The organism is Pontibacter burrus, from assembly GCF_010686685.1.
GTDB lineage: Bacteria > Bacteroidota > Bacteroidia > Cytophagales > Hymenobacteraceae > Pontibacter > Pontibacter burrus.
In genome coordinates this window covers 264209-288861 of the sequence record NZ_JAAGWD010000001.1, presented here as the reverse complement: position 1 = coordinate 288861, position 24653 = coordinate 264209, and the positions used below count along the sequence as shown (strand labels likewise).

Here is a 24653-nt window from a genome sequence, read left to right as displayed (position 1 = left end):
ATAAGAATATTAAAAAAGCATTATTTGCTTTGTGAGGCTATCGTTTATACTGCTTCCCGGCAAGTCCAGAACTATAGTTTGTAGGCTAGTTTGCAGCGTTCGCCTTTCAATTTGTATAGTTCCTGCTCAACCGAAAGTATTGTTTTGGCCTCTGTAAATTCGGATTGGTAGCGTTGTGACAACTCGCGGCGCTTAATAGCTTCCAGAAAACGGCGGGTATCGTCTTGGGTTTCCAACAGAAGGCCGGGCACTTGGGTGGGTTTGTCGTCTTCGCCTTTGGCTACCATGGTAAAGTAAGAAGTATTAGTATGCTTTACCAGGCCGGTTTTTACATTCTCAGCAATCACTTTTATGCCCACCATCAGTGAGGTATTACCCACATAATTTACCGACGCCATCAACGACACCAGTTCCTGCACTTCTACGGGTTGTAAAAAGTGCACACCATCCACCGTAACCGTAACGCAGTAATTACCAGCATGCTTGGCTGCGCAGGCATAAGCCACCTTGTCCATTAAAGAAAGCAGAATGCCACCATGTATTTTACCGCCAAAGTTGGCATAGCTCGGAATCATGAGCTCCGTCAGGGTAGTGCGCGAGTAGGAGACAGGCCGGTAAGCGGGTGTGGTGGTCATAGCTTATATTTTTCGAAAAGATACGGTAACTATAGCACCATGTTCAAACTATAGAAACACCACATCTTTAACAACCTCGTGGCCGGCAGCGCGGTTCAGTAATTCCACCACCTTGCTTTTGCTCATATTGAGTTCGTGCTTAAGCGGGGCAGAGGTTAAACGTACAAACAGTTTCCCGTCTCTAAAAAACAGTTCCTTGGTTTTAAGGGCGATGGGCTTGCCCATAAACTCTTCCCAGCGCTGAATCAGGTTTACTTCGTTTAGTTTGCCCTCGAGGCGGTAAGCTTGTAGCAGCGCTTTTATACTGTCCCCGATCGGCTGTGTGTCCGCCTTTCGCTTCGCAATCTCTTCCTTCTTCTTGTAGTAGCGCACTTTTGGTAATTATGAATTAGTAATGATGAATTATGAATGGGTGGTTGAATAAATTTAGTAATTAGATTTTTATAGTTCGTTGTTCTTTGCCGTTCTTTCGGATTGCAAATCCTAAAGAACATATTTTTCTGACATTCTTAATTGGCTTGTTTTCTATATAGCTCAATTATTTCCGGCTTAAGATTTTCAGGTTCTCCCAATTTAAAAGTTATACCTAAGTGCTGCTCTATATGCTTCATTTGGTCTTCTCTGCATTTAATCTCGCCCTCAAACCAATTGTCCCAAGCAAATAATATTTCTTCACTATCCTTTTTAAGGATTATGAAATCGAAGTCAATACCAGCATCAAAGTTATCATACTTATAAAGTACCTTCCAGCCTTCATTTCGGAGCATTCTTATAATTCTGCTCCATAACTCTGTTTCGATACCTATAGCTATAACCATGAGTCGGGCTGATAAAATTAATAAATCAACAATTTAAAAATTTAACCATCAGCAATCACCTTCACCACCCCATCCTTTACATCAAATCTACGGATACTTTCTGAGAGGCCTTCGAGTATTTTGTCTGTGCGGTCTAAGTGGGTATCGGTTAAAAAGATCTGGCCGAAGGTATGGGCGGCTACCATTTGCATGAGTTTGGTGATACGCTTCTCGTCGAGGCGGTCAAAGATATCATCGAGCAGGAGCAGGGGTTTGTGGTGCTGGCGTTCGGCCATTACTTCAAAATGCGCCAGTTTCAGGGCAATTACATAGCTTTTCTGCTGGCCCTGTGAGCCAAAGTGCTTCACTGGGTTGCCATCCATCAGAAACACGAAGTCATCTTTATGCGGACCTATAGTTGTGCGCTGCATGGCCATGTCCTTGCGCTCGTTTTGCAGCAGTTGCTGAGCAAAATCTGAACCTAACAGCTGGCTTTTATAGGTGAGCGTAACGGTTTCGGAGCTGTCGGAGATGTGGCGGTAATGCTTCTGGAAAACAGGTACGAACATTTCCAGGAATTTTTCGCGCTCCTGTGCCAGTTGCTGGCCCAGCGGTACCAGTTGCTCGTTTAGTATATGCAGGTAATCGCGGTCGTAGTAGTTGCGCTCGGCAAATTGCTTTAGCAGCGAGTTGCGCTGTTTCAGAATATAGTTGTACTGTATGAGCTGTTCCAGGTAGGTATGGTCCAGCTGTGAGATCAGGCTATCAAAATACTTGCGGCGCTCTTCGCTGCCTTCGCGTATCAGGTCGGTATCATAAGGCGAGATCAGTACCACCGGGAAACGACCGATATGCTCGCTCATCTTCTCATAAAGGGCTTTATTATGCGTTACCGTCTTCTTCTGGCCCTGCTTCAGGCTTACCTGTACGGTGTGTTTGGTGTCATCAACTATAAAGCGGCCTTTTACCATAAAAAACTCTTCGCCCTGCTTTATGCTTTGCGCATCCGAGCTGTTAAAGGCGCTTTTGGTAAGTGACAGGTAATGGATGGCATCGAGCAGGTTTGTTTTGCCGCTGCCGTTGTCGCCAATAAAACAATTTATATGCTCCGAGAAGGCCAGGGAGGCATCGTCGTAGTTCTTGAAAAACAGCAGACTCAGATTTTCGAGGAGCATTGAGTTTCTAATTGATTTCTTTTTCCTTAATTTCGCAGCTAAACCCGTTGTGGGCTGTTGCCCAAGCTGCCAGGTGCTTTTTCTGCCTGAGCGCATAACGGATAAAACTCAGATTAGATATTTACCATGGCTACGAAAGAAAAGGCAAACGCGAAGTCGGCGAAAGCAAAGGTACAGGCTGAACCAAAGTTTTCAAAGGAAACATACATGTGGTGGTTTGAGTCGATGAAACTCATGCGCCGCTTCGAAGAAAAATCAGGTCAGCTTTACGGTCAGCAAAAAATAAAAGGCTTTTGCCACTTGTATATCGGACAGGAGGCCTGTGTGGCTGGTGCCGTTACAGCGCTTACCAAAGACGATAAGTGGATTACAGCTTACCGCGACCACGCACACCCGTTAGCACTGGGCACTGATCCGGGCGCTATTATGGCAGAGATGTTTGCCAAAGTAACGGGTTGCTCTAAAGGTAAAGGCGGCTCTATGCACATGTTCGACAAGAACGTGAACTTTATGGGTGGCCACGGTATAGTTGGTGGTCAGGTGCCACTTGGTGCTGGTATTGCCTTTGCTGAGAAGTATAACAAAACAGGCAACCTGTGCATTTGCTACATGGGTGATGGTGCTGTGCGTCAGGGTGCTTTCCACGAGGCGCTTAACATGGCCATGACCTGGAAACTGCCGGTAATTTTCGTGATCGAGAATAACGGTTATGCCATGGGTACTTCTGTACGTCGTACCTCAAACGTGCAGGATCTGTATAAACTAGGTTTAGCCTACGATATGCCATCTTTCCCGGTAGATGCAATGGAAGTAGAAAACGTGCATACTGCTGTAGCTGAAGCTGCTGAGCGTGCCCGTGCCGGCGAAGGCCCAACCCTGCTGGAGTTCAGAACTTACCGCTACAAAGGTCACTCTATGTCTGACCCTGCTAAGTATAGAACAAAAGAAGAGCTGGAGGACTATAAAGGCCGCGACTCTATAGAAGCTGTAGCAGCTACTATCCTTAAAAATGGCTGGGCTACCGAAGAAGAACTGGACCAGATAGATGAGAAAGTGAAGCAGCAGGTTGCTGATGCGGTTAAATTCGCTGAAGAGTCTCCTTATCCGGACCCATCTGAGCTGTACACAGATATTTATGTAGAGCCGGACTATCCTTACGTGATGGACTAAAATAATTTAGAATTAGGAATTAAAAATTATAAATTTGGTGTTCGGAAAGTACAGGACATAGATTTAAATCCAATTTTTAATTCCTACTTTTGAATTTCTAATTCAATTATACTGATGGCAAAAGAAACAGTACAGAAGCACAGCGAGTTTGAAGAGCTGGTTGAGAACCCGGATGCATTGGCACAGCGCCTTACGCAGTCTGAGGATTTCGTGAAGAAAAACAAGTCGAAACTACTCGGTGTGTTTGCCGCCATTGCTGCCCTTATTGTAGCAGGATTCTTATTTTTTAACTACCGCACTACTCAGAACCAGGAAGCGCAGGATGCGATGTTCCAGGCAGTGTACTACTTCGAAGCAGATTCTCTGAACAAAGCCCTGAACGGTGATGGCCAGTACAAAGGCTTCTTGGCAATTGCCGATGAGTTTGGCAGCACAGATGCTGGTAACCTGGCTAATTTTTATGCTGGTGTAGCCCTGCTTAAAACAGGTAAATTTGCTGAAGCACAGCAGCACCTGCAGAAATTTAAGTCTGATGATTACCTGATGCAGGCACGCGCCTACAGCCTGATTGGCGATGCGCTACTGGAGCAGGGAAAAAATAAGGAAGCTGCTGACCAGTATATGAAGGCTGCTAACCACAATGCGAATCAGTATTTTTCGCCACAGTATATTATGAAGGCTGCCGTAGCTTATGAAGAAGACGGTAACTATAAAGCAGCTGTTGAGGCTTACGACAAGATTGTAAGGCAGTACGTAACATCAGCTGAACTGAACGACGCTAAAAAATACAAGGCACGTGCTGAGGCACTGGCCGGAGGCGCTAACTAATTAACGCTATAGTATAAACTATAAAAGCGCTTTTGTCTTTAACTATAAGGCAAAAGCGCTTCTGTTTTTAACTGCCTTAAACTATAACTATAGTTGTTTGGCTATAGGCAGCATTTAACTATCAACGAATAACGAGTAAGAACAATAAGATTAAAGATGGCAACAGCTTTAAAAAACCTGGACGACTATAGCACGGCCTCCTTCGCCGATATGTCGGATAAGAAATTTGGCCTTGTAGTAGCAGAATGGCATAAAGACATAACCGATGCCCTGAGCAATGGCGCTATCGAAACACTGTTGAAACATGGTGCAAAAAAGGAGAACATCTTTAGAAATACCGTACCGGGCAGTTTTGAGCTTACCTTAGGAGCGCAGTTCCTGGCACAACACGAAGAGATAGATGCTGTGATCTGCATTGGGGTAGTTATTAAAGGCGATACCAAGCACGACGATTATATTAACCATGCAGTAGCGAATGGGCTTACCAATGTGTCGCTTAAATACAACAAGCCGGTATCTTTTGGTCTGGTAACCACCAATAACCTGGAACAAGCACTGGACAGGGCAGGCGGCAAGCATGGCAACAAAGGCGTGGAGGCAGCGGCAGCCGTTATTCACATGCTGAGCTTCTGATTGCTTTTATAGTTATAGTTTTGGCACACAGTAAGTTGGACTGGTTTTTGCAACTTATCAACTATAAATCCGGCAGAAGTAGGTATTAACACGCAAAACCTATGCTTATTTTCCGGAAAGTACTGATACTGTGAACTGAAAAATTTTAAATAAGGTAGTATAGGTAGTAAAGTATAAATTTTACTATTATTTTTGCACAAATTTTAACAAAAGCCGCTTTCTGAGCAGATACAGCAGGGCGTGAGCAGCTTAGCTCATAATAAACTTTAAAGTAAGCCCGGCTGTTAAGGCCATAGTTAGGATAACTTAAAAACGAAATCCAAGCAAGTATACTTAAACGATACAATGAATACGAACGAAGAAAGACAGCGCTATTCCAGAGAAGAGCTGATGGAGTTTGAAGGCATTATTAACGAAAAGCTGACAAATGCTAAAAAGGAAGTAGCGTTTATTAAGGAAACCCTTAGCCGCCGCAACGATACTGGTACTGATAACACGGCATCTCCAACAAAAGTACTGGAAGATGGAGCCGATACAGCAGAAAAAGAAAGCTTGAACCAGTTGGCTTCCCGTCAGATGAAGTTCATCCAGCAGCTGGAGAATGCGCTTATCCGTATTAAAAACGGTACTTATGGCGTTTGCATCGTTACAGGTAAGCTTATACCTAAAGAAAGACTGCGCGCTGTGCCGCATACACAGCATACTATAGAAGCTAAACTACAGCGTAACGACTAGTACTTTTACTCCCTTGAATATTCTGCAGCACCATATACAGGCACTGGTTTTTTGTGCCCAATCTCCTATCAGCATAGAGGAAATACAGCGTTGCTTAACGGAAGCGCTGCAGATGGAAGTGCTGGTAAGCGATGTGCTGGAAAGTATAGAAGCTATAAACGAGCAACTGAACGATGCTGGTTTTGCCTTTCAGATCTACGCGATCGGGGGTGGTTACCAGTTTCTGACGAAGCCGGAATACCAGGAAACAGTAAGCGTTTACCTGAAACAGAAATCAAAGAAAAAATTGTCAGCGTCTGCACTCGAGACGCTGGCAATTATTGCCTATAAGCAGCCCATTACCCGCAGTGCCCTGGAGCAGATACGCGGTGTTGGCTGCGATTATGCCGTCCAGAAATTACTGGAAAAAGACCTCATTGAGATTAAAGGAAAAGCTGATACCATCGGAAGACCGGTGCTTTACGGTACTTCACAAAAGTTTATGGATTACTTTGGTATCAACCACATAAAAGACCTCCCACAGCTGAAAGACTTTGCCACTGAAGAAAACGTAATTGGCGAAGTTGCAGATTAGCGACCAACACAACGAACAATCAATTTTACTGCATATAAGGTACAGTAGCGATACTGCATCAAAAGAAATTAACAATGGCAAGAGATAACGAAAGACCTGCGCGCGGCAATGCCGGAGCAGGAAGAAGAGAGAATAACCGATTCTCGTCTGACCGCCCACGCAACGACCATGGCGAGAAAAAGATTTTTAACAGAAGAGATAAATACGAAGATACAGACCGTCGCTCTTTTAGAGGTGAGCGAGGTGAAGAAGGCGAAAGAAGATCATTTACAGAGCGCCGTGAAGGTGGCGAAAGACGTGATTTTAACCGCGAAGACCGTGGTGAAAGACGCAGCTTTAACCGTGAAGGCGGTGCGCGCAAATCTTTTAACAATGACAGAAGAAATGGTGAGGGCCGTTCTTTTGGTCGTGATAGTGAACGTCGTTCTTTTAACAGAGAAGACGGTAACGAAGGTGGTGAAGTAAAAAGATTCAGCTTTAAGCGCGGAAACGAAGACCGTGAGGAGCGTAGCAGCTTTAAACCACGTCGTGAAGAAGGCGAAGAGCGCAACTATAACCGCGAAGAACGTCGCTCATTTAACTCTGAGCGTGGAGAGCGCAGATCATTTAACGATAGAAGAGAAGGTGGCGAACGCAGATCGTTTGGTGACCGCACCGAAAGAGATGACCGCCGCAACCATAGCTCCGACAGACGTGATGACCGTCGTGCTCCAAAAGAAGAAGGCGGCGAAGAAAAGCGCTCTTTCAGAAACGACCGCGACGATCGCAAGCCGTTCAACAGAGAAGAACGTGGCGAAAAACGCAGCTTTAACCGCGAAGACCGTGGCGAACGCCGAAACTATAGTTCGGACAGAAACGAAGGTGGCGAGCGTCGCTCATTTAAATCAGACAGAAGAGATAACCGCGAAGAAAGGCCTTTCAGAAGAGAAGAGCGCAGCTTTGATGGTGAAAAGAGAAATTTTAAGTCTGAGCGTGGAGGTAAATTCGGAAACAGAGACCGCAAAACGAGCTTCTCTAACCGTGAGGAACTGGGCGAGCCGGAAACGCCAAACTATAACACCAAGCGCTACGAGAACAACCCGCGCATCAAGAAAAGCAACCGCAAAGAAGAGAGCGACGGCACAATCCGCCTGAACCGCTTTATTGCGAACGCCGGCATCTGTTCACGCCGCGAAGCAGATACCCTGATCGAATCGGGCGAGATAAAAGTAAATGGCCAGGTAGTAACCGAAATGGGCTTCAAAGTTCGTCCGGAAGACACCGTGCAGTATGGCAAAAAGATCCTGAACCGCGAGAAACTGGTATACGTGCTGCTGAACAAGCCAAAGGATTTTCTTACTACGACAGACGATCCGGAAGGCCGCAAAACAGTGATGAGCCTGGTAGAGAAAGCATCTAACGAGCGCATCTTCCCGGTTGGCCGCCTGGATAGAAATACAACTGGTTTGTTGTTGTTTACGAACGATGGCGAACTGGCTCAGAAACTGACGCATCCATCAAACGGCGTGAAGAAAATTTACCAGGTAGAGCTGGATAAGCAGATCACGAAAGACGACTTCCTGAAAGTGGCAGAAGGCGTAGAGTTGGAAGATGGCAAAGCGGAAGTGGATGACGTGGCATTAATAGGCGATACAGGCAAGTTCCTGGGCCTGGAGATACACATTGGCCGTAACCGTATTGTGCGCCGCATTTTTGAGCACCTGGGTTACGAAGTTGTATCGCTGGACAGAGTGCAGTATGCAGGCCTTACCAAAAAGGATCTGCCACGCGGCAACTGGCGTTATCTTACTGAGAAAGAGCTTATCCGTCTGAAATACTTTATGTAAGAACCTATGCAGAGCATTGCGGTTGACGTAGGCAACACTGGCACCAAGTACGGTATTTTTGAAGGCGATAAGCTTATAAAGCAAGGCTATTTCCAGGGGGTAAATAACATTTCGGAAGAAATAACAAACTGTACTTTTGCGCATGCCATAGTTGCCAGCGTAGCTGCCGATGCTGCAAACTATAGTTCAAGGCTGTCTGTAACCGGTAAAACAGTAATGTTATCGGGGCAGACAGCCTTGCCTGTTTTAAACCACTACCAAACACCCCAGACATTAGGGGCCGACAGAATTGCAGCAGTTGTAGGGGCAAACTATTTTTTCCCGGGGCAAAACTGCCTTGTGTTTGATGCGGGCACCTGCATTACCCATGATTTTGTAAGTGCAGATGGCAAATATTATGGCGGCGGAATTGCACCAGGTTTAAGAATGAAATTTAAGGCGCTGCATACTTTTACTGAGCGCCTGCCGTTAATAGACCAAATTCCGGATGATTTTCCACTAACAGGGCAGACTACGCAAGAGTCTATTCTGAGCGGCGTTTTGGCGGGTACTATAGCCGAACTTAACGGTTTTATACAAGCTTACACCAAAAAAGCACCGGATTTAACTGTTATACTTTGTGGTGGCGACGCAGGATTTTTTGAAAGTAAATTAAAAGGACGCATCTTTGTAATTCCTGAATTAGTCTTAATCGGGCTTCACAGAATTTTGATTCATAATGTATAAAACTCTTCGCGGTCTGGTTTGCGCTGCTGTCCTATGCTTCTCGTATAGTGCACAGGCACAGAACATCGGTAATGCTCCATATTCACGCTACGGTTTAGGCGAGTACAACTATAACACAGGCAATATCCGGAATGCAGGTATGGCAAATACAGGTGTGGGTGCTGCAAACGTGTTTCAGATAAATACGGCTAACCCGGCATTGCTCTATTATAACGGTATTACTGCTTTTGAACTGGGGCTATCCAGCCAACTGAAAACGCTGAAAAACACAAATCAGTCGCAGACCGACGGAACAGCAAACCTGGCTTCAGTGTCGTTGGCAATACCAATCTCATCCCAGCGCTGGACGGCAGCTCTGAGCCTGCGCCCTTATTCGGACGTATCTTACGATGTAATCTCCAGAAACAGAGTATCCGAAAATGTGACATTCACGCAGGAGTACAAAGGCGAAGGCGGTATCTCTGAACTATACTTTGGTCATGGTTTCCGAATTACGAAAGGCTTAACCATAGGGGCAAGCGCCTCGTATCTGTTTGGTAATATTACCAAAGAATCTATAACATCTGTGCTTGATGGCAGCTTCTCAGACTCAACGGCTTTTACCAACGAGCAGGTAGCATACAGCGAGAAGACCCAATACAATGGCTTGCTGTTTAAAGCAGGAGCAAACTACCGCGGCAAGATCACCGACAAACTATACTTTGGTGCAGGTGCTGTTTACAGCCTTAAAACAGATATAGATGCCGATCGTGATGCTGCTTATGAGCGCCGCACAACTTTCGGAAGCGTTTTGCAGGACAGCCTTTATGCCAGCTCCGCAACAGGCATAGCAACAATCCCGACAAGTTTCACGGCAGGTATCAGCCTCGATAATGGCTCCAACTTTACTGTTGCCGCAGACTACCACGCACAACAGTGGTCAAACTTCAGAAACTTTGACAACAAACAGGAACTTGTAGATAACTATCGTGCCAGCTTAGGTGCTGAATACACGCCGAATGCCAATTCAGTGGGTAATTACTTCGAGCGTATAACTTATCGTGGAGGTCTGTATTATGGTACTACCCCAGTTGAAGTTAACGGTGAGCAGATAAAAGACAGAGGTGTTACTTTTGGAGCTACATTGCCAATAGGCCGCTCTACAATGTACGATCTGTACCTGCTGAATACATCGTTCGGCTACGGTATCAGAGGCACAACCGACAATGGCTTGGTTCAGGAGAATTACTTCCAGTTTAACATAGGCGTAAGCATCAACAGCCGCTGGTTCATCAAACGCAGAATAGAATAAACTATAGCGCTGAATAGAGTTAAATAAAAGGCCGTTGCAAAGCGGCCTTTCTTACGTTATAAAAGGCAGTAAACTATACGGGTGTACAGGATTCGCACAAAATTTGCTAACTTCACCAAAACCACTAACCGGATAATGAAGCTAAACCGCTGGAAATATATACTACTGCTGACACTGGCTATAACAGGTATAGGTTGCCGCGAAGATCTGAAAGATCCCGACAAGGAAGTAAAGTACACAGGTCCGGTAATGGAGAACAAAGACGTATTTACCTTGTACAGCGATTCGGCCAAGCTGATGATCCGGATGAAGGCCCCTGTACAGCAGGAATTTGAGAACGGGGATGGCGTGTTTCCGAAGGGCTTTTATGTGGAGTTTATGCAAACACCCGGTAAAGTTACCTCAACAATGCGCGCCAACTTTGGCCGTCAGGATAAAGGCAAGGAGATATACTTTGCACAGGGCGATGTAAAAGTCCATAATATCCTGAAAAACGAAATTCTGGAAACGGAAGAACTATACTGGGATCGTAGGCGCGGTACAATATATACAGATAAGTTTGTGAAGATCACTACCCCAACGCGGGTAATAACCGGGCATGGCCTGCGCTCTGACCAAAGTTTTGAGAACTATACGATACAAAAAATAACAGGTATGTTTGACCTGGAAGAGTAATGAACCAAAAGCTTTTAAATACCATTTTATTATCATTGGCTTTTGTTGCGATGGTTATAGGCGCGCACAGGAGCATTGAGGAAAAAGATATTGCTGCCAACTACTGGATTTTTATGATTTCGCTGGGGCTGTATATTTTATACAGTTACCTGAAAAGAAAGAGCGGCCCCAAGTAGTGGTGTAACGTTATTATGATAGAACCCGATCAGATAATACTTTTAGTAACAGGCCTGTTGTTGTCCGCATTCTTTTCGGGCATCGAGATTGCCTTTATGTCGGCTAACAGGTTGCAGATAGAGCTTAATAATAAGAACGGTGTGTTATCGGGGCGTATCTTGTGGCACCTGCTGCAGTATCCGTCACGGCTGATGGGTACTACCCTGATAGGTAACACGCTTGCGTTGGTACTATATGGCTTTGCCATAGCGGGCGTCATACACAACGTACTGGATGCTACTTTTCCAAATCAGCTGCAATACGACCTGCTGATACTGTTTGTGCAGATCGTGGTGGCATCGGTATTGGTTTTGCTTACAGCAGAGTTCTTGCCGCGCAATCTTTTTGCAATAAATCCGAACCGGATGCTGCAAATACTGGCGTTGCCTATTTTGCTGTTTTATTACCTGCTTTATCCGGTTGTATTTGCTATAGTTGGCTTAAGTAAACTGGTGGCCGAGAAACTGTTTAAAGTAGAGTTTCAGGACCAGAAACCGGTTTTTGGCTATACTGACCTGAATACTTACATCAAAAGCCGGCTTTACCACTCAACTAAAGAAGATGCGCCTGATGTGAACCCGGAGATATTCCATAATGTGCTGGAGTTTAAGAATGTGAAGGTAAGGGAGTGCATGGTGCCGCGCACCGAAATAGAAGCCGTGGAAGAGAACGACCCGGTAGACCTGCTGCGCCAGACCTTTATCGAGACAGGCCATTCCAAAATACTGGTGTACCGCGATAACATCGACAACATAATTGGTTACTGCCACCAGCTTGATATGTTTAAGCAGCCGAAGAATATCACAGATATACTAGCACCTGTAAGTTTGGTGCCTGAAAGTATGCTGGCCAGTGAGCTGTTTGTAAAGTTTGTAGCAGAGCACCGCAGCGTGGCCGTAGTGCTCGACGAGTTTGGCGGCACAGCCGGTATTATCACCGTGGAGGACGTGATAGAAGAGATTTTCGGAGAGATTGAAGACGAATACGACCTGGATGATACGCTGGAGCAGGCAGCACCTGAAAAAGGCATATACATGCTGAGCGCACGCCTGGAAATAGATTACCTGAACGATAAATACGACCTGGGCTTGCCGGAAGGCGACTACGAAACACTGGGCGGCTTTATTTTCTCGGAAGTAGGAGAGATCCCTTCGCCTGGCGATATAGTGGAACATCCACCGTTCCAGATCACTATCCTGACGATGGACGAGAACAGGATTAATACTGTAAGACTGGTGAAAGTATCAGATTTACAGGGAGAACCGAAGTATTAAACAGAATTGCATAAAATTTTGAATTTTAGCGCGATTAACCTTATTTTGCACAACCTTTTTATAAGTAAAACAAATAATGGCATTAATTAACAAGATTAGAGAGAAGTCTGGTTGGGCGGTAGGCGCTATTGCCATAGGGCTTGGTGTATTTGTAGTAGGTGGTGACCTACTCGGGCCAAATTCAAGACTTCTTGGAAACAGCGCCACAGAGATTGGTGAAATAGCTGGTCAGACAATCGACTACCAGGAGTTTGATAACGTGCTGCAGCCACTAAAGGCCAATTATGAAGCGCAAACAGGACGCTCTGCAAATGAGAACGAAATGGCGATGCTTCGTGAGCAGGCATGGAACCAGCTGATCTTTAAAATTGCCTTAGAGAAAGAATACGAGCGTTTAGGCATAGAGGTATCGGAAGAGGAGCTGTTTGACATGGTACAGGGTAACAACATTCACCCTGCCGTACGTCAGGCATTCACAAACCCGCAGACAGGCGAGTTTAGCCAGGCACAGGTTGTAGAGTACCTGCAGAACATGACGCCGCAGGACAGACCAATGTGGGTAAACTTTGAGCAGGGCCTTGCTACAGAGCGTGTTCGTACCAAGTATAGCAACCTGTTAAGCAAATCTGTTTACGTAACAACAGCTGAAGCAAAGAAATTCTTTAACGCGCAAAGCTCTACAGCTTCGGTTAAGGTAATGTATGTACCATACTTTACAGTTTCTGATTCTGCTATATCTGTTACAGATGCACAGCTTAAGGACTTTTATGAGCGTAACAAGGAGCTTTATAAAATAGAGGATGGCCGTAGCATTGAGTATGTAACAATACCTGTTATGGCATCGGATGAAGACAATAAGCTGTATGAGGAAGAAATGGCGGCAATTACAGATCAGTTTGAAGCTGCAACCAACGATTCTGCCTTCGTAAACGCTAACTCGGATGTGCCTTTCAATGGTGCTTACCTGAACCCGGGCCAGCTACCAGAGCGTCTTCGTAACGAAACGCTTAATAAAGGTGAAGTTTTCGGCCCTTACACAACACTTGATTCTTATACGCTTTATAAGGTAGTAGATGTTAAAGAAGGAAATAAGAGTGCCGCTAGAGCCAGCCACATCTTAATTCAGCCAACTGCTGATACACCGGAAGCTAAGGCAGAAGCCAAAGCAAAAGCTACTGATGTACTGAACCAGATAAAAAAAGGCGCTGATTTTGCCCAGATGGCAAGACAGTACGGATCAGATGGTACTGCCTCTACAGGCGGCGACCTAGGATGGTTTGAATCTGGCCAGATGGTAGCTCCTTTTGAGAAAGCAGTATTTGGTGCCAAATCAGCGGGCTTATTGCCAGAGCTGGTTGAGACAGAATATGGCTACCACATTGTAAGAGTTACAGCTCCTAAAACTAACCGCACTTATAAAATTGCCACTATAGAGAAATCTACAGAACCAAGCGAAGCTACACGCGATGCGGCCTACGCTTTAGCGGATGAGATTTCTGGTACAAGCGAGAATCTGGAAGGGTTCCGTGCTAAAGTAGCAGAGCATAAAGATCTTGTGAAGCAGGATGTGAAAGATATTGGCAAGAACAACATTGTAGCCGGTAGCCTGACAAACGCACGTGAGTTGGTACGCTGGACTTACGACCGCGAAACAAAAGTTGGTGATGTATCGCCTGTATTTGAAATTGGTGATGAGTATGTTGTAGCTGTTCTGACTGGCAAACGTGAGAAAGGCTATGCAAAAGTTCAGGATGTGAAAGATGAGCTTACTGCTGCAGTTCGCAACGAACTAAAAGCAAAACAGATCATCGAGAAAATAAATAAGACCAAAGGCACAGTAGACCAGATGGCAGCGGCTTATGGCCCAGACGCAATGGTTAGATCAGCTGAAGACGTAACATTAGCTTCCGGAACTATACCTGGTATTGGCCTGGAGCCGGTTGCAGTTGGTAAAGCTTTTGCACTGAAGCCAGGCACACGTACTGCTCCTTTCGAAGGTAATGGCGGTGTGATGGTTGTTGAGCTTAATGCCCTTAGCAACGCGCCTCAGGCAGCCGACTTATCAGGTGTGCAGCATCAGCTGGTGAACATGCGCTCTGGTAACGAAGAGAGCAAAGCTTTCGAAGCAATCAAAGAGAAATCTAACATTGTAGATAACCGCGTTAAGTTCTTCTAAGCCGCAGGTTACCGAATTATAAAACGAGCCACTCCGCACAGAGTGGCTCGTTTGCTTTTATAGGATATCTCACGTATAAACTTTACCTTATAACTATAGTAGCAGAACAGGAACTATATCAAGTTCAGGTAAAGGCACGTTGTAAATACACGTATGGCTCAGATCAGAAAAAAATACTTATTACTGGCGCTATGCCTGGGCATGTTGGTAAGCTTGGTTCAGGCACAATCGGCTCAGGACCTGGAGCTGGCACGTGAGTATTTCAGGAAAGGCGATTACCAGAAAGCAGAGGGCTTGTATGAGAAACTGGTAAACGAAAGGCGCTTTTTTGCTGCAGCTTACCCCGACTATCTGAAAACACTGTTGGCACTCCGCAACTATAAGGAAGCAGAAAAGCTGGTAAAGAAAACTATAAAACAGAACCCCGGAAACTATAGCTATGAGGTAGATCTGGGGCTTGTATACCAGGCTGCAGGAGATAAAGCCGCTGCCGAAAAGCATTTCAATAAGATTATAGCACAAACCACACCGGAGTCAACTATAGCAGTAGCCAGCGCCTTTATTCAGAATGAGCTGTTTGACCAGGCCGAGAAAACTTATTTACATGGCCGGGAACTGAGCAAAAACCCACTGGAGAATAATCGACCGCTAATTGCACTTTATACCTACCGACAGAAGAACGAGGCCTTAATTCCGGAAGTGCTGAACCTGTTGCAGGAAAATGAAAGTGAGTTAGGCTATGTGCAGAACATGCTGCAAAACAGCCTGCGCGATGATAAAGCGCTTGATGAGCTGGAAAAGGAACTGATTATGCGTGTGCAGCAAAACCCGGACAAGCTTGGCTATAGTGAGCTGTTGATCTGGCTATATGTGCAGCGAACAGAGTTTTATAGTGCGCTGATGCAGGCCCGGGCAGTAGATAAGCGCACTCGAAGCGGTGGCTCAAGGGTTATGGATTTGGGTGCGATCAGTGCCAAAAACAAAGATTACCAGAGTGCGATTGAAGCTTACGAATATGTGGTAAAGGAGTACCCGGAAGGACCTTATTACCTGGTGGCCCGGCAACGCCTGATCAATGCCCGTGAAGAGCAGGTGCAGAACACCTACCCGGTGGATGTAGAAAAAATACGCGCATTGATAACTGATTATGATGCCTTGCTGACAGAAGTAGGGCGCACGGCTGGTACTGTAGAAGTGCTGCAGCACATGGCCAATCTATATGCATTTTACCTAGATGATAAAGAGAAGGCTATAGCACTGCTACAGGAAGCCATTGCAATGCCTCGCGCTAATCCGAACATGGTTGCAGAAAGCAAGCTGACCCTGGGTGATATTTATTTACTGAAGGGCGAGCCATGGGAAGCTACGCTGCTTTATTCACAAGTGGAGAAATCGCATAAAGAAACAACTATAGGCCACGAAGCAAAACTGCGCAATGCCCGGCTAAATTACTTTAAGGGAGATTTTGAACTGGCGCAAGCACACCTGGATATTCTGAAACTGGCCACAAGCCGGGAAATAGCGAACGATGCCATGGACCTAAGCCTGTTAATAACAGACAATACCGGATTAGACAGCACAACAACTGCGATGGAAGAATATGCAGCAATAGAGTTGTTGGTGTTTCAGAACAAAACACAGGAAGCGGCGCTTAAGAGCCTAGACGCGATGCTGCAAAAGTATCCAGGCCATAGTTTAACCGATGAGATTTACTTTCAGAAAGCAGGTATACAGGAACGTATGGGCAATTTTACGGAAGCCGTCGCCAGCCTGCAGAAAATAGTGGATAATCCACAAATAGATATTCTGAGTGACGATGCTCTTTTTCGGATGGCCTATATTTATGAAGAGAACCTAAAAGACACAAATAAAGCACAGCAATTATACAACGACCTGCTCGTGAAGCACCAGGGCAGCATTTTCGTGGCCGAAGCCCGGAAACGTTTCAGAAAACTTCGGGGTGATGCCGTTAATTAGGATTGGGTTTTGCTATCGTTGAAGCAAAAGTCTATAGTTCAGGTTGTCCAACCACCTCTAACCCCTCAGAGTTACGCTACCTTCGAAATCGCTTCTCGGTAGTCTAAGGCAGAGAATTTATTCTACTACTGCTATATTTAGAACTATCGTTTTATAGTTAGCGTTAGTCATCCCCCTACCCCCTTCGAAGGGGGACTCTCTATCATTGCTATAGTTGGAGTTATAGTTCTATAGTTACAATAGTTATAGACAACGAACAGGCAGGCGCAGCCTGCCCCAAGGAGTTAATGCCACGAAAAGGCGATGCAACTATAGCTATCCATTAACTAAAGTTTTGCTATCGATTGATTTCAGTCTTTGGGTTGAGCGCCTTTGACTTGTTGCGGTGGCGCAGCCAACCCGAGGCACGAGGGTAGCAAGAAGGCAGCAGCGCGATACCCGAAGACGGGGCCTCGCGGCCGTGAGCGCACCAAAGCAACTATAAAACGATAGGTGAGTAGAGCTCCCAGGATCAAAAGTAGCCATAGTACAAACTGCTTGTGGCAAGTTGCAACTAGAGTAAGCTATAGGACATATAAGATGTCTCGGCTAACGCTCGACATGACAAAGGAATAACTATAGTTTGCGATAGATTTCTCGCTTTACTCGAAATGATAACAGAAAAACTTTGACACATAAAGTCCTAAGACAAATGCCCAAAATGAGAGATTGGAAACTATAAAATAGATGTTGCCCTTCGGCTTAAACTAAAGATGAGCAAACCATTTAGCTAATGTTATCAGCTAAAAAAGATGAACAGGATCAAAATAAAAAGAATAAAAAAACCATACATAACTAAATCGAGGGAGTAATCTTTATACTTATTAAAAGTATCTCTGAATCGTTTCATGGTGCAGGGTGTTGTATAAATGCAAAAGTACAAAATTACGAGCGAACACAGGAAGGAAGCAGGCGAAACGCAAACTAAAACCTGCCTAAATTAGTTACCTTTGCAACCGAACAGATAGAGGCACAGCAACACATATGGAGAAAAGGTGGGTATACAAACAGGAAGCTTCCGAAGAGGTAGTAACTAGCCTGGCAGAGAGCTTGAAATTGAGCAAAACACTTGCTAGTATACTTTGCCAACGAGGAATCTGCACCTTCGATGAAGCCCGTACCTTTTTCCGACCATCCCTTGATCATCTGCACGACCCCTTCCTGATGAAGGACATGCACTTTGCCGTTAACCGGCTGACAGAAGCCCTACATCTCTCCGAGAAGATAATGGTTTATGGGGACTATGATGTTGATGGTACCACCTCGGTTGCTTTGATGTATGGTTTCCTGCGCAACTTCACGCATCAGATCGAATTTTACATACCTGACAGGTATAAAGAAGGCTATGGCGTATCAACAGATGGTATAAACTATGCTGCTGAGCAAGGGGTAGGCCTGATCATAAGCCTGGACTGTGGTATTAAATCGGCGGATAAGGTGGCTTACGCAAATAGCTTAGGCATTGACTTTATTATCTGTGACCACCATTTGCCCGATAACGACATACCGCCGGCAGTAGCTGTACTGGACCCAAAACAAATTGATTGTCCTTATCCTTATAAGGAACTGTCGGGTTGTGGAGTTGGATTTAAACTGTTGCAGGCTTTCTGCTTACAAAACGGAGTAGAACTGGAACAACTCTATAGTTACCTGGACCTGGTGGTGGTCAGCATTGCATCCGATATTGTGCCTATTACAGGCGAGAACAGGGTGCTGGCTTATTACGGTTTGCAGCTGCTCAACGGACCTCAGCCCATGCGCCCGGGAATAGATGCACTGAAGGAACTGGCTGGCATTACCAGTGAGATAGATATAAACAGCATTGTTTTCGGCTTTTCGCCGCGCATAAATGCAGCTGGCCGTATGGGCGATGCCAAGAACTCGGTACGTATGCTGTTGGCACAGACTAAGGAAGACGCCTTCCGAATGGCCGATATCATCAACGAATCGAATAAGGAGCGCCGCAGCAAGGACAGCAACATTACCAAAGAGGCCCTGCAGATGATCGAAGAAGACGATTTTTTGCGGAATGCCCATTCAACGGTGTTGTATAAAGAGAACTGGCACAAGGGTGTGATTGGGATTGTAGCCTCGCGGTGCATCGAGAAATACTACAGACCTACTATTATACTTACGCATTCCAATGGCAAAGCGTCTGGCTCGGCGCGTTCGGTGCATGGGTTTAATGTACACAGTGCCATAGAGAGCTGCTCCGACCTGTTGGACCAATATGGCGGCCATATGTATGCAGCTGGGCTAACGTTGCCCATTGAGAATATTCCGGCTTTCAGAGAGCGCTTTGAGCAGTTTGTTGCCAACTCTATTACCGATGAGCAGAAATGCCCGCAGATAGAGATTGATGCCGGTATTCAGCTATCGCAGATAACACGTAACTTCTTTGGCATTATTAAACAGATGGAACCGTTTGGGCCGGGCAATATGCGCCCTGTGTTTGTGTCGGAATGTGTGTATGACACCGGTAGCCTGCGTGTGGTAGGTGATTCGCATTTAAAGCTGCGACTTACTCAAGATGGCTATGCCGCTTTTGACGCTATCGCCTTTGGTTTTGGAGACTTATATCACCGCATTTCGAAAGGTATTCCGTTTGATGTTTGCTATACGATAGAAGAGAACATTTACAGGGGCAACATCACGCTTCAGCTCTCGATAAAAGACATCCGCATTAAATAAAAAAAGCAGCCTCTGGGGCTGCTTTTCTGTTTAAACTAATCTTATAGATAGCTATAGTTATGGTTGCGGTACTCTGTGCTTAAACTGTTGCAGTGGGCTTTGTTCGCTTGCAACTGGCATATCCGGCAGGCAAAGTTGTGTTAGCTGATCCCAATCGCCGGCAAAGAAGTTAATATCCACAGCGGAGTTTATTCCTGCCACAGAGCCACTGTCAGTGTATTGCCAGAACATCCAGTTATCGGTGTGGTGTACTTCGGGCTTTACGGGGCTATAGCGTGCAATCCAGAAATGATAATCCGGAAAATGGCCTTTTAACCATTTTTTGTAGTAGTTCTGGTATGTATAGATAATCGGCTTAACGCCATAATACTTTGTTACAGCCTCAAGCCAGGTTCTGATGTTGGCGCGTAGTTCCTCGCCACTCATGCCGGGTTTTACAACCTCTATATCTAGCACAGGAGGCAGATCGCCGGGCGCAAGCGAAACAGTACTTGTAAAAAGCTTGATCTGGTCTTCTACAGGAGCTTCGGGTTTAAAGAAATGATACGCACCGCGCTTGATGTCGTGGCGCCTGGTTTCTTCCCAGTTACGGGCAAAAAACGGATCGATCCGAAAATCGCCTTGCGTAGCTTTTACGAATGCAAATTTCACCCCAGATTCTTTTACCTGCATCCAATCCACTTCTTTCTGCCACCGCGATACATCAATTCCTTTAAGTGAAGTACTGCTGCTGGCTGTTCTGGCGTCGTTATTGGTTTCGGTAGTTAATACAATAGAGTTGCGTGCCGTAGCAGAGTTAAAACCGGCTGTAGTAACAAGGCAAAGGAGGCCGGTTAGCACAACACGACGTTGTAGAGATTGGAGTAAAGTAAGCATCATAAAAAAAATAGTCGGCTAAAAGTATTTTAATTTATATAACTATCTCCTGAGTTACAAGTCCGTATAGCAACTTTTATACATATTATTACTTAAGTTGAATTGTACAAAAGCTGGGTCCGGACACTTGCAACAACAGGGTGGCCGTTATAGTTGCACTTTGCAGCATGAACCGATTATCCGTAACTTAGCCAAATGATACTGAGAGCAGAACACCTGTTTAAAAAATACAAGGCGCGCCACGTAGTAAACGATGTGAGCGTGGAGGTAAACCAAGGCGAAATTGTTGGCTTGCTGGGCCCGAACGGGGCTGGTAAAACCACGTCGTTTTATATGATTGTAGGCCTGGTAAAGCCGAACTCCGGGAAAATATTTTTAGATACAGAAGACATTACCGCACTGCCTATGTACCAGCGCGCTAAGCGCGGTGTGGGTTACCTGGCGCAGGAGGCTTCTGTTTTCAGGCAGCTGACAGTGGAAGAAAATATCCAGGCTGTGCTGGAAATGACAGATAAAACCAAGCAGGAGCAGCAGGAGAAAGTAGAAGAATTGCTGGAAGAATTCTCGCTGACGCACGTTCGCAAAAACAAGGGGATTGTATTGAGTGGGGGAGAACGCCGCCGAACCGAAATTGCCCGTGCCCTGGCCGTAGATCCGAAATTTGTACTGCTGGACGAGCCTTTTGCCGGTGTAGACCCCATTGCGGTTGAGGAGATCCAGAGTATAGTTGCCAAGCTCAAGAGCAAGAACATTGGCATCCTTATAACTGACCACAACGTAAACGAAACCCTTTCTATTACCGACCGTGCCTATCTGCTATTTGAGGGCAAGATTCTGAAAGCCGGAACCGCTGAAGAACTAGCCGCAGATGAGCAGGTTCGCCGCGTATACCTGGGCAAACACTTCGAGCTGAGGCGTAAAATTTGATCAGTTAGCAGTAAACAGTAAACAGAATTTAGAACCTTCTGATCTTTATTCCGATAAGTATAGCTCTTTTGTATTTTCGGGATGAATGATAACAACCTTTATAATAAATGCTATGCCTTTGCAATCAGAATTGTAAAAGCTTATCAGCATCTTAGTTCAGAGAAAAAGGAGTTTATACTTTCAAAACAACTGCTGCGCAGTGGCACATCTATAGGTGCAAATGTGGCAGAAGCTAATGGGGGTATTTCTACTGCTGATTTTTCTTCAAAGATTTCGCTGGCTTATAAAGAGAGTCTTGAAACAAAATATTGGTTAAGTTTACTCAGAGATACTAATTATTTAGATGGCTTAGTTACTGAAAGTATGTTAAAGGATGTTGATGAACTAAGTAAGATTCTGTTTTCAATTTTGAAATCCACAAGGATCAACCCAAAACATTTAAAGCCTTAGGCTGATTACTGTTTACTAATAACTGTTAACTGATAACTGAATTTGTGGAAATAATAAACTCTATAGTTACCTGGGTAATGAAGAAGCGGATACATGATATTGATCTGTTTCGGAAGTACCCGCATGAGGTGCAGCAGGAACTGTTCCAGAACCTGATAACAAAGGCGAAGGGAACGGAGTGGGGCAAAAAGTACGGTTACGCTGATAAACTGACGGTTCGTGAGTTTCAGGAGCGGGTGCCTGTTAGCACTTACGAAGAACTATACCCCTACATAGAGCGCGTGATGATGGGGGAGCAGAATATACTATGGCCTACCAAAACAGAATGGTTTGCCAAATCGTCGGGTACCACCAATGCCCGCAGCAAATATATACCTGTTAGTCCCGAAAGCCTGGAAGATTGCCACTATAAAGGCGGCAAGGACATGCTCTCTATTTATGTGAACCTGTTCCCGGAGACCAAACTTTTTACCGGCAAAGGCCTGAGCATAGGCGGCAGCCACCGGCCAAGCGAGCTGAATGCTAAGGTAAACTGCGGCGACGTGTCGGCAGTAATTATGCAGAATCTGCCGATCTGGGCCGAAGCTATGCGTACGCCACCGCTTAAAGTGGCCCTGATGGATAAGTGGGAAGAGAAGATTGAAAAGATGGTGGAGCTGACTGTGCAGGAAAACGTGACCAGCATGAGCGGCGTTCCTACCTGGACCTACGTGCTTCTGAAGCGCATTCTGGAAGTTACCGGCAAGAACAACATCCTGGAAGTTTGGCCAAATCTGGAACTGTTTACCCACGGTGCCGTTGCTTTTGGCCCGTACCGCCAGCTGTTTAGAGACATCATCCCTTCGGATAAAATGAACTATCTGGAAGTTTACAATGCTTCGGAAGGGTTTTTTGGGATACAGGACCAGCCGGGCACCGAAGATGAAATGCTGCTGATGCTGGACTATGGTGTTTTCTACGAGTTTATACCCATGGACCAGTTTGACGAAGAGAACCCCAAAACACTAACGCTGGACCAGGTAGAACTAGGCAAAAACTATGCGCTGGTGATCTCAACCAATGCCGGCCTGTGGCGCTATAAAATTGGTGATACCATCCGTTTTACAAACCTGAGCCCATACCGCATTAAAATTTCCGGCCGTACCAAGCACTTCATAAACGCCTTCGGCGAAGAGGTTATAGTAGAGAATGCTGAAACCGCCATCACAAAGGCCTGCAAGGCCACAAATGCTGTTATCACCAACTTTACGGCAGCCCCGGTTTATATGGAGAGCGGCAAGCGTGGCGGGCATGAGTGGATTATCGAGTTCGAGAAAGAGCCGGACAACCTGAAGCAGTTCACATATTTGCTGGACGAAACGCTTCGGGAGGTAAATTCTGATTACGATGCCAAGCGGCAGAATAACATTGCACTACAAGAACCTATTGTTCACGTTGCCCCGAAAGGCACATTTATGAACTGGCTCCGCGATAAAGGCAAACTAGGCGGGCAGAACAAAGTCCCGCGCCTGAGCAACTCGCGCGAATTTTTAGAAGAGATGCTGCATTACATAAAACTATAAACAAACAGCCCCGGCAGGTTTATAACTTGCCGGGGCTGTTTGTTTATAAAACTATACTATTATAAACTATAGTTATAGCCCATTCATAATTTATAATTCCTAATTCATAATTGGGAGCGCAGCGACCCTCTACTCCAGGAAGTTGCTCAGCAGGCTGCCCTCTTTGCGGGCATTTTCGCCGTTTGGCATCAGCGCCTGAATCAGTTTCTTAACCGGCATAGACTGTAGCCACACACGGCCCGTGCCGCGCAACGTAGCTAAGAACAAACCTTCACCACCAAAGATCATCGACTTCAGGCCACCAGCGCGCTGCACACTGAAATCTATACCATCTTCAAAGGCTACCACGCAACCAGTATCTACACGCAGTGTCTCGTTGTTCAGTTGCTTCTCAACTATAGTCCCGCCGGCATGTATAAAGGTCATGCCATCGCCCTGCATCTTTTGTAGTATAAAGCCTTCTCCACCGAAAAAGCCTGCTCCTAAACGCTGGTTAAAATGGATACTCAGCTTGGTACCAAGTGCGGCAGCCAGAAATGCATCTTTCTGCGTGATCAGGGTTCGGTTGCGCACGGTGGTTAGGTCTATGGGTAGGATGGTGCCTGGGTAGGGTGCAGAAAAGGCAACGCGGCTCTTGCCATGGCCCATGTGGGTAAAGTGCGTCATAAACAACGATTCGCCCGTGATCATGCGTGAACCTGCCGATACAAGTTTACCAAAAAAGCCTTGACTGGGATTAGAACCATCGCCCATTTTCGCTTGAAAATCAATGCCTTCTTCCATGTAAACCATGGCGCCTGCTTCGGCAATTACTGTTTCATGCGGGTCCAGCTCTATTTCCAGCACTTGTATGTCGTTACCAAAAATTTTGTAGTCAATTTCGTGAGAGTTTCTCATAGTGTAGATTCAGATTAGTTATAGTGGCAAGATAATAAATTGGCATAAACTATAGCTTTTGAAGCAAGCGTAAGTATAAACTATAGTTAATCTTCTTCCTCGTCATCGTCTGCATCCTTTTTCTTACGCAGCTTCGGCAGGTCCTCCTCGTCGTCAGATACCGAGCTGGTGCCGCGCACAAAGTCCTCGTCGGTTTCTTCCACTTCTTCACTCTCTTCCACGTGATACTCTTCTTCCTCTTCGCGCTTGGCTTTTTCTGCAGCATCTCGCTTCATCAGTTTCTTGTCGTCCACGTTCTTGTTCAGGAACTCGTTAATCTTATCAATGCTATAGTTGGAGATGATCTCGCCGTGCTCATTTACCTTTATTTCAAAGCCTTCCAGGTCTTTGTGCACTTTCGATTTCTTTTTACTCTTATCGGGTTTCTTATTTCTGGCCATGCTATTTTTCATTTAAACTCCCTGATGTATAAGTATAAAAAGCCAAATAGTTGCGATAAAGCC

At 45.5% G+C, this 24653-nt stretch carries 24 protein-coding genes; 17 read left to right on the top strand and 7 right to left on the bottom strand.

Translation table 11 applies throughout. The annotated features are described in order from the left end of the window. Positions 1-71 precede the first annotated feature (71 nt). From GXP69_RS01425 to recF, 4 genes are all read right to left on the bottom strand, one after another. On the bottom strand, positions 72-635 hold the full coding sequence (locus GXP69_RS01425) for an acyl-CoA thioesterase (protein WP_163911392.1): 564 nt from the start codon (positions 633-635) through the stop codon (positions 72-74). A gap of 48 nt (positions 636-683) precedes the next feature. After that, positions 684-1007: a DUF721 domain-containing protein gene (locus tag GXP69_RS01420; protein ID WP_163911390.1), complete on the bottom strand. Its 324-nt coding sequence runs from the start codon at positions 1005-1007 to the stop codon at positions 684-686. Between the two features lie 137 nt (positions 1008-1144). Continuing rightward, positions 1145-1453 (bottom strand): hypothetical protein, encoded by a 309-nt coding sequence (locus GXP69_RS01415; protein WP_163911388.1) that lies wholly within the window; start codon positions 1451-1453, stop codon positions 1145-1147. 41 nt (positions 1454-1494) lie between these two features. Next, a complete protein-coding gene (gene recF, locus GXP69_RS01410) occupies positions 1495-2607 on the bottom strand; it encodes a DNA replication/repair protein RecF (RefSeq protein ID WP_163911386.1) in 1113 nt (370 codons plus the stop codon). A 126-nt stretch (positions 2608-2733) separates the two neighbouring features. Between recF and pdhA the strand changes: the two genes are divergently transcribed. From pdhA to recJ, 14 genes are all read left to right on the top strand, one after another. Then, entirely contained in the window at positions 2734-3777 is a 1044-nt protein-coding gene (gene pdhA / locus GXP69_RS01405; RefSeq protein WP_163911384.1) for a pyruvate dehydrogenase (acetyl-transferring) E1 component subunit alpha, read from the top strand. Between the two features lie 114 nt (positions 3778-3891). Then, positions 3892-4605 (top strand): tetratricopeptide repeat protein, encoded by a 714-nt coding sequence (locus tag GXP69_RS01400; protein WP_163911382.1) that lies wholly within the window; start codon positions 3892-3894, stop codon positions 4603-4605. Between the two features lie 156 nt (positions 4606-4761). Then, positions 4762-5238 (top strand): 6,7-dimethyl-8-ribityllumazine synthase, encoded by a 477-nt coding sequence (gene ribH, locus GXP69_RS01395; RefSeq protein WP_163911380.1) that lies wholly within the window; start codon positions 4762-4764, stop codon positions 5236-5238. A 345-nt stretch (positions 5239-5583) separates the two neighbouring features. Continuing rightward, positions 5584-5973: a TraR/DksA family transcriptional regulator gene (locus GXP69_RS01390; protein WP_163911378.1), complete on the top strand. Its 390-nt coding sequence runs from the start codon at positions 5584-5586 to the stop codon at positions 5971-5973. A gap of 13 nt (positions 5974-5986) precedes the next feature. Then, entirely contained in the window at positions 5987-6547 is a 561-nt protein-coding gene (scpB, locus tag GXP69_RS01385) for an SMC-Scp complex subunit ScpB (RefSeq protein ID WP_163911376.1), read from the top strand. 74 nt (positions 6548-6621) lie between these two features. After that, complete coding sequence (locus GXP69_RS01380; RefSeq protein ID WP_163911374.1) at positions 6622-8373, top strand: pseudouridine synthase; 1752 nt, start codon at positions 6622-6624, stop codon at positions 8371-8373. 6 nt (positions 8374-8379) lie between these two features. After that, complete coding sequence (locus tag GXP69_RS01375) at positions 8380-9099, top strand: type III pantothenate kinase (protein ID WP_163911371.1); 720 nt, start codon at positions 8380-8382, stop codon at positions 9097-9099. Beyond that, the gene (locus GXP69_RS01370) at positions 9092-10390 is read left to right on the top strand and encodes an OmpP1/FadL family transporter (protein WP_163911369.1); all 1299 of its coding nucleotides are present in this window, start codon (positions 9092-9094) and stop codon (positions 10388-10390) included. The genes GXP69_RS01375 and GXP69_RS01370 overlap by 8 nt, the downstream gene beginning before the upstream one ends. A 135-nt stretch (positions 10391-10525) precedes the next feature. After that, positions 10526-11065, top strand: coding sequence for an LPS export ABC transporter periplasmic protein LptC (lptC, locus tag GXP69_RS01365; RefSeq protein ID WP_163911368.1), 540 nt, complete (start codon positions 10526-10528; stop codon positions 11063-11065). Continuing rightward, positions 11065-11241 (top strand): hypothetical protein, encoded by a 177-nt coding sequence (locus GXP69_RS18925; RefSeq protein ID WP_204281878.1) that lies wholly within the window; start codon positions 11065-11067, stop codon positions 11239-11241. Before lptC ends, GXP69_RS18925 begins: the two co-directional genes overlap by 1 nt. A gap of 15 nt (positions 11242-11256) precedes the next feature. After that, entirely contained in the window at positions 11257-12555 is a 1299-nt protein-coding gene (locus GXP69_RS01360; RefSeq protein ID WP_163911366.1) for a hemolysin family protein, read from the top strand. Positions 12556-12631: 76 nt separating this feature from the next. After that, positions 12632-14731: a peptidylprolyl isomerase gene (locus GXP69_RS01355; protein ID WP_163911363.1), complete on the top strand. Its 2100-nt coding sequence runs from the start codon at positions 12632-12634 to the stop codon at positions 14729-14731. 153 nt (positions 14732-14884) lie between these two features. Further along, positions 14885-16708 carry a tetratricopeptide repeat protein gene (locus GXP69_RS01350; protein WP_163911360.1) on the top strand — a complete coding sequence of 608 codons (1824 nt, stop codon included), beginning with the start codon at positions 14885-14887 and terminating at the stop codon, positions 16706-16708. A gap of 1023 nt (positions 16709-17731) precedes the next feature. Beyond that, positions 17732-19438 (top strand): single-stranded-DNA-specific exonuclease RecJ, encoded by a 1707-nt coding sequence (gene recJ, locus GXP69_RS01345; protein ID WP_163911357.1) that lies wholly within the window; start codon positions 17732-17734, stop codon positions 19436-19438. Between the two features lie 57 nt (positions 19439-19495). On the opposite strand, the gene GXP69_RS01340 is transcribed toward recJ, so the two are convergent. Then, the gene (locus tag GXP69_RS01340) at positions 19496-20317 is read right to left on the bottom strand and encodes a glycoside hydrolase family 25 protein (RefSeq protein WP_163911353.1); all 822 of its coding nucleotides are present in this window, start codon (positions 20315-20317) and stop codon (positions 19496-19498) included. 192 nt (positions 20318-20509) lie between these two features. Between GXP69_RS01340 and lptB the strand changes: the two genes are divergently transcribed. From lptB to GXP69_RS01325, 3 genes are all read left to right on the top strand, one after another. Beyond that, positions 20510-21241, top strand: coding sequence for an LPS export ABC transporter ATP-binding protein (gene lptB / locus GXP69_RS01335; RefSeq protein WP_163911351.1), 732 nt, complete (start codon positions 20510-20512; stop codon positions 21239-21241). A gap of 81 nt (positions 21242-21322) precedes the next feature. Further along, entirely contained in the window at positions 21323-21691 is a 369-nt protein-coding gene (locus GXP69_RS01330) for a four helix bundle protein (RefSeq protein WP_163911348.1), read from the top strand. A 77-nt stretch (positions 21692-21768) separates the two neighbouring features. Beyond that, on the top strand, positions 21769-23253 hold the full coding sequence (locus GXP69_RS01325; RefSeq protein ID WP_163912893.1) for a GH3 auxin-responsive promoter family protein: 1485 nt from the start codon (positions 21769-21771) through the stop codon (positions 23251-23253). Positions 23254-23382: 129 nt separating this feature from the next. Here the strand turns inward: GXP69_RS01325 and GXP69_RS01320 are convergent, their stop codons facing one another. Both GXP69_RS01320 and GXP69_RS01315 read right to left on the bottom strand, forming a co-directional pair. Further along, positions 23383-24150, bottom strand: coding sequence for a TIGR00266 family protein (locus GXP69_RS01320; RefSeq protein ID WP_163911345.1), 768 nt, complete (start codon positions 24148-24150; stop codon positions 23383-23385). 86 nt (positions 24151-24236) lie between these two features. Continuing rightward, on the bottom strand, positions 24237-24590 hold the full coding sequence (locus GXP69_RS01315) for a hypothetical protein (protein ID WP_163911342.1): 354 nt from the start codon (positions 24588-24590) through the stop codon (positions 24237-24239). Positions 24591-24653 lie beyond the last annotated feature (63 nt).

Excerpts from the sequence above, each read along its gene's own strand:
- GXP69_RS01425 (WP_163911392.1), bottom strand. The coding sequence starts at position 635 with ATGACCACCACACCCGCTTACCGGCCTGTCTCCTACTCGCGCACTACC.
- GXP69_RS01415 (WP_163911388.1), bottom strand. The coding sequence starts at position 1,453 with ATGGTTATAGCTATAGGTATCGAAACAGAGTTATGGAGCAGAATTATA.
- recF (WP_163911386.1), bottom strand. The coding sequence starts at position 2,607 with ATGCTCCTCGAAAATCTGAGTCTGCTGTTTTTCAAGAACTACGACGAT.
- pdhA (WP_163911384.1), top strand. The coding sequence starts at position 2,734 with ATGGCTACGAAAGAAAAGGCAAACGCGAAGTCGGCGAAAGCAAAGGTA.
- GXP69_RS01400 (WP_163911382.1), top strand. The coding sequence starts at position 3,892 with ATGGCAAAAGAAACAGTACAGAAGCACAGCGAGTTTGAAGAGCTGGTT.
- ribH (WP_163911380.1), top strand. The coding sequence starts at position 4,762 with ATGGCAACAGCTTTAAAAAACCTGGACGACTATAGCACGGCCTCCTTC.
- GXP69_RS01390 (WP_163911378.1), top strand. The coding sequence starts at position 5,584 with ATGAATACGAACGAAGAAAGACAGCGCTATTCCAGAGAAGAGCTGATG.
- GXP69_RS01380 (WP_163911374.1), top strand. The coding sequence starts at position 6,622 with ATGGCAAGAGATAACGAAAGACCTGCGCGCGGCAATGCCGGAGCAGGA.
- GXP69_RS01375 (WP_163911371.1), top strand. The coding sequence starts at position 8,380 with ATGCAGAGCATTGCGGTTGACGTAGGCAACACTGGCACCAAGTACGGT.
- GXP69_RS01370 (WP_163911369.1), top strand. The coding sequence starts at position 9,092 with ATGTATAAAACTCTTCGCGGTCTGGTTTGCGCTGCTGTCCTATGCTTC.
- lptC (WP_163911368.1), top strand. The coding sequence starts at position 10,526 with ATGAAGCTAAACCGCTGGAAATATATACTACTGCTGACACTGGCTATA.
- GXP69_RS18925 (WP_204281878.1), top strand. The coding sequence starts at position 11,065 with ATGAACCAAAAGCTTTTAAATACCATTTTATTATCATTGGCTTTTGTT.
- GXP69_RS01360 (WP_163911366.1), top strand. The coding sequence starts at position 11,257 with ATGATAGAACCCGATCAGATAATACTTTTAGTAACAGGCCTGTTGTTG.
- GXP69_RS01355 (WP_163911363.1), top strand. The coding sequence starts at position 12,632 with ATGGCATTAATTAACAAGATTAGAGAGAAGTCTGGTTGGGCGGTAGGC.
- GXP69_RS01350 (WP_163911360.1), top strand. The coding sequence starts at position 14,885 with ATGGCTCAGATCAGAAAAAAATACTTATTACTGGCGCTATGCCTGGGC.
- recJ (WP_163911357.1), top strand. The coding sequence starts at position 17,732 with ATGGAGAAAAGGTGGGTATACAAACAGGAAGCTTCCGAAGAGGTAGTA.
- GXP69_RS01340 (WP_163911353.1), bottom strand. The coding sequence starts at position 20,317 with ATGATGCTTACTTTACTCCAATCTCTACAACGTCGTGTTGTGCTAACC.
- lptB (WP_163911351.1), top strand. The coding sequence starts at position 20,510 with ATGATACTGAGAGCAGAACACCTGTTTAAAAAATACAAGGCGCGCCAC.
- GXP69_RS01330 (WP_163911348.1), top strand. The coding sequence starts at position 21,323 with ATGAATGATAACAACCTTTATAATAAATGCTATGCCTTTGCAATCAGA.
- GXP69_RS01325 (WP_163912893.1), top strand. The coding sequence starts at position 21,769 with ATGAAGAAGCGGATACATGATATTGATCTGTTTCGGAAGTACCCGCAT.
- GXP69_RS01320 (WP_163911345.1), bottom strand. The coding sequence starts at position 24,150 with ATGAGAAACTCTCACGAAATTGACTACAAAATTTTTGGTAACGACATA.
- GXP69_RS01315 (WP_163911342.1), bottom strand. The coding sequence starts at position 24,590 with ATGGCCAGAAATAAGAAACCCGATAAGAGTAAAAAGAAATCGAAAGTG.